The sequence below is a fragment of the Streptomyces sp. NPDC034049 genome, from assembly GCF_055575575.1.
The window spans coordinates 23,159-30,284 of record NZ_JBVISJ010000029.1; the positions used below are offsets into that span (position 1 = coordinate 23,159).

Here is a 7,126-nt window from a genome sequence, read left to right on the forward strand (position 1 = left end):
CTGGGTTTTCCGATCCTGCTCGCCGGTGCGGTGGTCGCGCTTCCGTTCCTGGTCCTGCGCCACCTCCTGAAACCGGCGACCGCCTACTTCACCAGCTGATCCGCGACCACACGGGCTGCGGCTTCCCCTACGGCCTTGTCACGCGATCACTTCGCCCGGCTCGACCCGGTCACCACCGCCACCGCCACCGCCACCGGAGATCCGGGCCGACACGCCCCGCAGCGGCTCTGACAGCCCACGACCTCTGGCTCCTCCACGAGCGCGCCGTGGTCGAAGCAGAATCCCGTAGGGGTGGCCGGTTGCGCATCGCTGCGCCGTGCACGTCGTAGCGGACCCGCTGGCAGGGCGGCACGGCCCGTAACCTCTTCCGCTTGAGCACATGTCCGCCATCAGCCCGGATGAACCAGTTCCGGGCCAGCGGCAGTTCCGGCACGGTCCCGGACCGGGGCCCACGTAGGTGACGTCGGCCACCCACCGCTCGTGCGGACGGGACGCGGTGAAGCCGAGCCCGAGCGAATCCTCACCCCGTATCGGGTGCCCGAAGAGCGAGGTCGAGCATCAGCCGGCCGACGGTATGGCGGGCCATCGGCACCAGCTGCTGCGTCGGGACGATGCAGCCGGCGGCGCGCAGGGCCGGTTGACCGATCAACCATGCCGCTGCGGCAAGTTGCAGAGGGCGGGATGCAGTCACACAGTGGAGGCATACGGGGTTATACCCACACACATCCCTCTCGCCAGCGGGCCCACGCATGCTCGTCACCCTGGGACTGCGCACTGGAGGAGCCATGGCCCTGACTCTCACCTACTCGGGCAAAGAAGCTCTGCCAAAGGTGACGGGGTATCAAATCTGGTCGTACCAGCTGACCGGCACCCCAGGAGAGTTGAAGGCTCAAGAGCGCGTGGCACTGGCGTTTCCCAGTGACGTCGACGTACGCGACCCTGCGGCATACCCAGAGGCGCAACAACTGGCGGGCACATTCGTGGAGCGGCCTGCCGGGTCGAGTCGCCTGTACGTGGGCCGGACCGTGACCACCGCCGGTTCTGTGACCATCGCTTTCGTCGCCCCGGCGCCGGACTCTACCTGCGAGGTCCTGCTGTTGAAGGAGCGCACCCAGTCCGAGGGCGGGGGGTGGGTGTCGCAGCCGTTCCGGACGCCCAACAACTCTCCGAGCCACGGTCAGGCGGTCACCGCGCCGAAGAGGGGACCTCTGGTCTTCGGGGGCCGGCCGCTGCTTGAGTTCCGAGGAACGCTGCCCTACGCAAGCGAACTGATGGGCATCTACCAGCCGCTGGCCGGCTGGCTGGGCGCGCAGAGCACCATGCGGTTGGCACCGGCGCCCGAGACCGGCGGTGTGGACCAGTTTCTGGGATCCGCCGCCCGTGACCTGAGTGACGACGGATTGAGGGCAGTGGCCAGACGCTTCGAGGCCATTCAGGGCGTGTTGTCACCTGTGGGGCTCGTGAACCTCTTCCGGCAGTACTTCTTCGAGTTCGACACCTTCCTGGGGCCGCCGACGCAGCATGTGTGGCTCAGCCCCGGCGGCATGGTGGAACTCGTTGAGACCAGCACTCGGCGCACCCTGGTCGAGAAGACGGCGGAACAGTCGGAGGAAACGACCCGCAAGACCGAGGAGAGTCTGACCCAGCAGGACGACGTCGCCGACGCGGTCAAGGAGGAGAACGCCAACGAGACCAAATTGGGCGTGAACGTCACCGGCGGGGTCAGCACACCGGTGTACCACGCCGACGCGAGCGCGAGCTTCAACACCGCGAGCACGGTCAAAAGGTCCTCCGAGGAGACCCACAAGCGCAGTCGCACGCAGAGCGCCAAGGTCACCAGTGAGATCAAACGCAACTACAAGACCACGTTCAAGACGGTGACCGAGACCACGGACACATCCAGCCGGCGTTACGTCCTCAAGAACGACAGCACCACCGAACTGGTGAACTACGAGCTGCGCCGGAAGATGCGCAAGGTCGGCGTACAGCTCCAGCACGTCGGGTCCCGGCTGTGCTGGCAGATCTACATCGAGGACCCGGGGCGCGAACTCGGACTGGGAGACATGATCCACGCAGTCCCCGCGCCCGACCTGACCGCCGTCAAGAAGCCGGAACTGCCGCCTCCGCTGCAGGCCAAGACCACGGAACTCATCGGCAGTTTCCCCATCGTGAAGTATCCGGGAACCGAGGATGACCCGGAGGAACATAAGGATCACGTGTTCCTCCGCTATCCGCCGAACACCCCGGAGCCACACCCAGAGGCCGCCATCGGCGACCACGACCACGCCCGATGGGTCATCGCCGAGGCGACCTTCCATCCGGACAGGCCCGCCCCCGGTTACCGACTGGTCAGCGCGGCAGTCAAGTCCGCCTCCACCAAATTCATCGCCGACCAGTGCAGAATCGAGGAGGCGCCACCCGAGGAACCCCTGGCTCCCACAGGAAAGTTCACGGTGTTCGCCAAACGCCTCAACGTCGGCGACAGGAGCTCGATCCAGCTGACGTTCTCGCTGACCTGGGCGCCTCCCGCGACAGACCCGGCCCACGAGCAGTACCAGACGGAGCTCCACGCCTACAACGAACAGGTCAGGCAACTCCAGGACGACGCATACGCGCAGGCCGTACGAGATCGTCTGAAGCTTGTCAGCGCCATGCGGCCCAGGCCCCCGGAAGACTTGCGCAGCGAAGAGCGCCATACGGTCTACGGGCAACTGATCGGGAAACTCACGCCGCTCTTCGACCACCCGCACTTCGCCGCGGAGATGATTCGGCAGACCTTCGACGTGGACGAAATGCTGTACTTCGTCGCTCCCGACTACTGGCGCCCGAGCGCCACGGACAAGCTTCCTGACCAGAACACACTGGGCAAGTATCCGGTCCCCAAGGCGCCCTGGGGCCAGGAACAGGTTGCCGAGAACGCCTGCTGGGTGAACCAGCTCCCCGGCAGCACCGTAGCGAGCTGGTACTCGCACACGGACAAGGCCCCGGACCCGGAGAAACTACCCAAGGCCCCGTGCAACGTGACGCCCGAGTGGCGGGTCAACTACCTGATCACGGAGGAGACCCAGCCGGCACCCCTGGGCAGTTCCCTTGGCTGGCTCATCCAGACCGACGGCGACGAACGCAGAAACGCGTTCCTCAACGCGTCCTGGGTCAAGGCTGTCCTTCCGATCAGGCCGGGCTATGAGGAGAAGGCGATCGAGTGGCTGTCCCAGACCGCCGAGGGCCAGGCCGCTTTCGACCTGCCCTACCCCATGCAGGAGGGTGACCCGTCCGAGTGGCAGAACCTGAAAGTGGGAGAGGTCCTCAAGAAGCTGGCGGAGAAACTGAGGATCACGAACACCGAGATCAAGAACACGATCGCCGCCGAAGAGGTCTTCGAGACCGGCTTCGATCCGCTCTCCGGTGGCTTCCGCCCGGCCGAGCCCTACCAGATCTTCGACCAGTGGGTCGAGATACTTCCCACCGACCAGGTCGCGGCGGTCGCGGTCAAGTACGATCCCAAGACGGGTCAGCAGGTGTGATCTGATGGTGAACCGGCCGCCACCCAGAACGCGCCAGCCCGACGAGGCGTTCTTCGAGGACGAGTTCTCCACCACCCGGAACGCCAACGGCTCCCATCTCAACCGTTTCGACAGCCCCTCGTTGGGGGTGTCGGCGGGGATGGAACTCAGCAATCCGCTCGATGCGACGGTCGCCCCCGTGCCACAGCCGGAGGGCATCCCTCCCGTGTGGCACGGGGGGAAGAGCCGGTACCGGATCTTCGTACCCCAAGCCGTGGCGAGCACGGTAGCCGAGGCGAAGCGGAGAAGGGCTCCCAGGCCACGGATCAACGTCACCATCCTGTGGGGTGTCGGCGGCGAGATCCGGGCACACGGCCTGCGCGCGATGTTCGAGCACGCCAAACAGACCGTGCTCATCAACGTTCCCGGCAGGGAGAGCGGCTGGACCGACCTGCCCGACGGGAGGGACGGCCGTATCCCCTTGCCCGCCTGGGGCATCGGTATCAGCCGGACCAGCGCAACGATCGCGGCCCCCGACCAGATCAGGACGATCGTCGACCATGCCGGCCTGGACTACGCGGAGCCGAGCATACGGATCCTGGCTGCGTACAGCACAGGGTTCAAAGGCCTGGTCGGATCCCTGAACAATGACCTCTTGCCGCTCGACGACCTGGTACGAGTGATCTTTTTCGACTGCCTCTACCGCGCTGACGAGCCCCGGCTGCCCCAAGGAGTCACTGCCCCGCAGCCCCTTGCCGAAGAGCGGAATTCCGGGCCGGACGAACTCGACCTCATCCCCGGTAGCCCGTGTACCCCGAGGGAGAGGAACCACAGGGGCTCACCGTTCAACACCCGCAGAGCGCTCGGCAAGGTCCTGGCGAGGAGCCCACGTGCCGACGTCATCGCCTACTCCGTGACCATGGCGGGCAGCCCCGTCTATCTGCGCCCCTCCACCGCTGACCCGATACAGCACACCGCGTCCGTACCATCCCGCGGACTGGTGGAGCTGCGCGCAGTCCCCGCATGCCTCAGGGCGGCCCCACCGGTCCCACGCGAGCGCCGGGAAGCCGCACTCCGCATCCAGAACGCGCTGACCGCACTCATCCTCACCCGCTACCTGAAGACAGGCGTGGAGGACAGGTTCTTCACCGAGGCCCAGGTGCCGAGGGCCTTCGTCGATCTGTTCCCCCAGCTGCCCCCACGAGGCGGAATCGCCTCCACGGAGTTCACATCAAGGGCGCGCGGCGTGCTGCCTCTCACGAGCTGGCATCGCGCCAACGAGAACCGCATCAACAACGCACTGAGATCGTTGGGCGCGGCCAAGGCCCTCATCGACAGGCACCAGCTGATCCTTCCCGGGGCGTCGGGCTTGGGGGAGGAGCTGCACCGTGGCTTCATCCCCGAATTCGGATGGGAATCCCTCCTCTGAGGCTTGTGCGGCACAAGGAATCTGCCCAGGCACGAGCCCCCTTGCCCGCCCCGCGCCGATCGCCCCGCCCCTCCACGAGGGGTGCCATCGGCGCGGGCGGCGATCCGGGCGGCTTCGCGCAGCCCGCGCGGGGCACGGGCGGAAAACCCTCTCTCGTTCTGTCACTGGCATGTCATACGCTGCTTCTGGCAGTCGCGCCCCGTAGGTCACCGCACCGTGAACACCGTTGCGGTCACGTCCGGGTGCAGCGCGGCGCCCTCGATTCCCCGGTGCAATACCGGGTTTCCTTGTGGGGGTTTCAGAACTGTGCGTAGGCGCAGCATCTCGACCGCGACGGCGCTCGCGGTTGTCTTCAGCTCGGTTGCCTTGAGCGCCGTTACGGCAGGGCCCGCCGCGGCTGCCACTATCGGCTCGCCCGCCGGCATCGTCGTGAACAGCGCCTCGAAGCGGGTCTTCATCGGCGATGATGCGACCGGTTCCATCATCGCCGTCGACTACAACGGCAACCGCGTCGACTCGGTGCGCGGTATCAGCGGGGTCTTCGACCTGGCGCTGTCCGACGACGGTGCCACGCTGTACGCGGCAGCGCGTGGCAGCCACGAGATCGTGGCCCTGGACACGGCCACGCTGGACGTCAAGGCCCGCTACCCCGTGGCCGCCAGCTCGGCCCGCTGTACCTGGAGTTCACCGGCCACAAAGTCTGGTTCACCTACGAGGACCCCTCCGACGGCTACGGCAACCTGGGTTCGATCGATCCGGAGGCGGCCCCGGCCGGCGGAGGCGAGGCGGTGGCACTGCGACAGCTTCCGCACGCCAGTCCCGCGATCAACGGCGGCGCACGTATCGACAGCGACCCGTCCGCGCCCGGCCTCCTGGCCCTCGGCGCGACCGACTTCGACGACACGGCCACGGACATGATGGCCATCGTCGATGTCTCCGGCGCCACACCGCAGCTGACGGCCTGGCACGACGGCGGCTACACACTGAACTACGTCAATGACATCGACCTCGTGCCCGGCGCGGCGGAGGTGCTGGTCGACGGCACCGAGCGGCACACCTACGCCGACGGGAAGTTCACTGCCGCCGGCAGCTACGGGCCGGCGGGGCAGCGCGCGGACATCGCCCCCGACGGCCTGGTCGCCCAGGTGAGCGGCACGGACGTGGCGGTCTACCGCCCGGGCGTGAAAACACCGGTCCGCACCTACGCCGCCGACACGGACGCTCTCGCCTGGGCCCCGGATTCCTCGCGGATCTTCGCTCTCGTCTCCGCACCCGGAGGCTACGTCCTCAGAACGCTCACCGACCCGGCCAAAAGCGTTCCGACGCTGACGATCAACGCGCCTGCGACCGCCACCCGCGCCAAGAAGCTCACCGTCACCGGCAAGGTGTCCGCCACGCTTCCCCTTCCTGCCGGCGCCGGGCTCCAAGTGACCCGTACCGACATGGAGAACCCCGGCGGCAAGGCGCTGCCGACCGCCGCGGTGAAACCGGACGGCACCTACTCCTTCACCGACACCCCGCCGGCCGGAGGCACGGTCACCTACAAGGTCGCCTACGCCGGCGACAGCGATCACACTCCGGCCAGCGCCACCGACGAGGTCACCGTCTCCCGCGCGGCCACCACACTGACCCTGAACAAACACGGCAACCGCTACAACTACGGCACCGACGTCTCCTTCACCGCGCACCTCGGCACCACCTACAAGAACCGCACCGTCGAGATCTGGGCCAACCCCTACGGCGCCGACAAGCCCAACAAGCTGCTCAAGAGGGCGAAGGTCAACTCCAGCGGCAACATCTCCGCAACCGTCGACATGACCCGGAACATTGTCGTCTCCGCGGTCACCAAGGGCGACGCCCGCTACAAGCCGAAGACGGTCACCTCCACCGCCTACGCCCGGGTGAAGGTCGCCACCGCCGTCTCCAAGCACTACAAGACGGCCAAGATCGGCTCGACGTCGTATTCGTGGTTCCACAAGAACACCGACCCGCTGCTCACGACGACCATGACCTACTACCCGGGCCGCAAGCAGCGCTTCGACCTGCAGGTCTACTACAACGGCACCTGGCGCTCCGGCGGCTCGGAGTACTTCGCGCTCGGGCCTTGACCCGGAATCTTGGACACGGGCTATGCGGCTTGGGCCAGGGTAGTTGATGTTGTGTCGAGTGCTGTCTCGTAGGCGATGGGACTGCG

4 protein-coding genes are annotated in these 7,126 nt (G+C 66.9%); 3 read left to right on the top strand and 1 reads right to left on the bottom strand.

The window, feature by feature from the left end:
- Positions 1–785: 785 nt before the first annotated feature.
- Entirely contained in the window at positions 786–3,524 is a 2,739-nt protein-coding gene (locus ACZ52C_RS40865) for a hypothetical protein (protein WP_469079604.1), read from the top strand.
- 4 nt (positions 3,525–3,528) lie between these two features.
- Positions 3,529–4,932 (top strand): hypothetical protein, encoded by a 1,404-nt coding sequence (locus tag ACZ52C_RS40870; RefSeq protein ID WP_469079605.1) that lies wholly within the window; start codon positions 3,529–3,531, stop codon positions 4,930–4,932.
- Positions 4,933–5,138: 206 nt separating this feature from the next.
- Here the strand turns inward: ACZ52C_RS40870 and ACZ52C_RS40875 are convergent, their stop codons facing one another.
- A complete protein-coding gene (locus tag ACZ52C_RS40875; protein WP_469079606.1) occupies positions 5,139–5,417 on the bottom strand; it encodes a hypothetical protein in 279 nt (92 codons plus the stop codon).
- 303 nt (positions 5,418–5,720) lie between these two features.
- On the opposite strand from ACZ52C_RS40875, the gene ACZ52C_RS40880 reads away from it, so the two are divergent.
- Complete coding sequence (locus ACZ52C_RS40880; protein ID WP_469079607.1) at positions 5,721–7,040, top strand: hypothetical protein; 1,320 nt, start codon at positions 5,721–5,723, stop codon at positions 7,038–7,040.
- The last annotated feature ends 86 nt before the right edge of the window (positions 7,041–7,126 follow it).

Bases quoted from the DNA above. Each gene is read 5' to 3' on its own strand.
- ACZ52C_RS40875 (WP_469079606.1), bottom strand. From the start codon at position 5,417: ATGATGGAACCGGTCGCATCATCGCCGATGAAGACCCGCTTCGAGGCG.
- ACZ52C_RS40865 (WP_469079604.1), top strand. From the start codon at position 786: ATGGCCCTGACTCTCACCTACTCGGGCAAAGAAGCTCTGCCAAAGGTG.
- ACZ52C_RS40870 (WP_469079605.1), top strand. From the start codon at position 3,529: ATGGTGAACCGGCCGCCACCCAGAACGCGCCAGCCCGACGAGGCGTTC.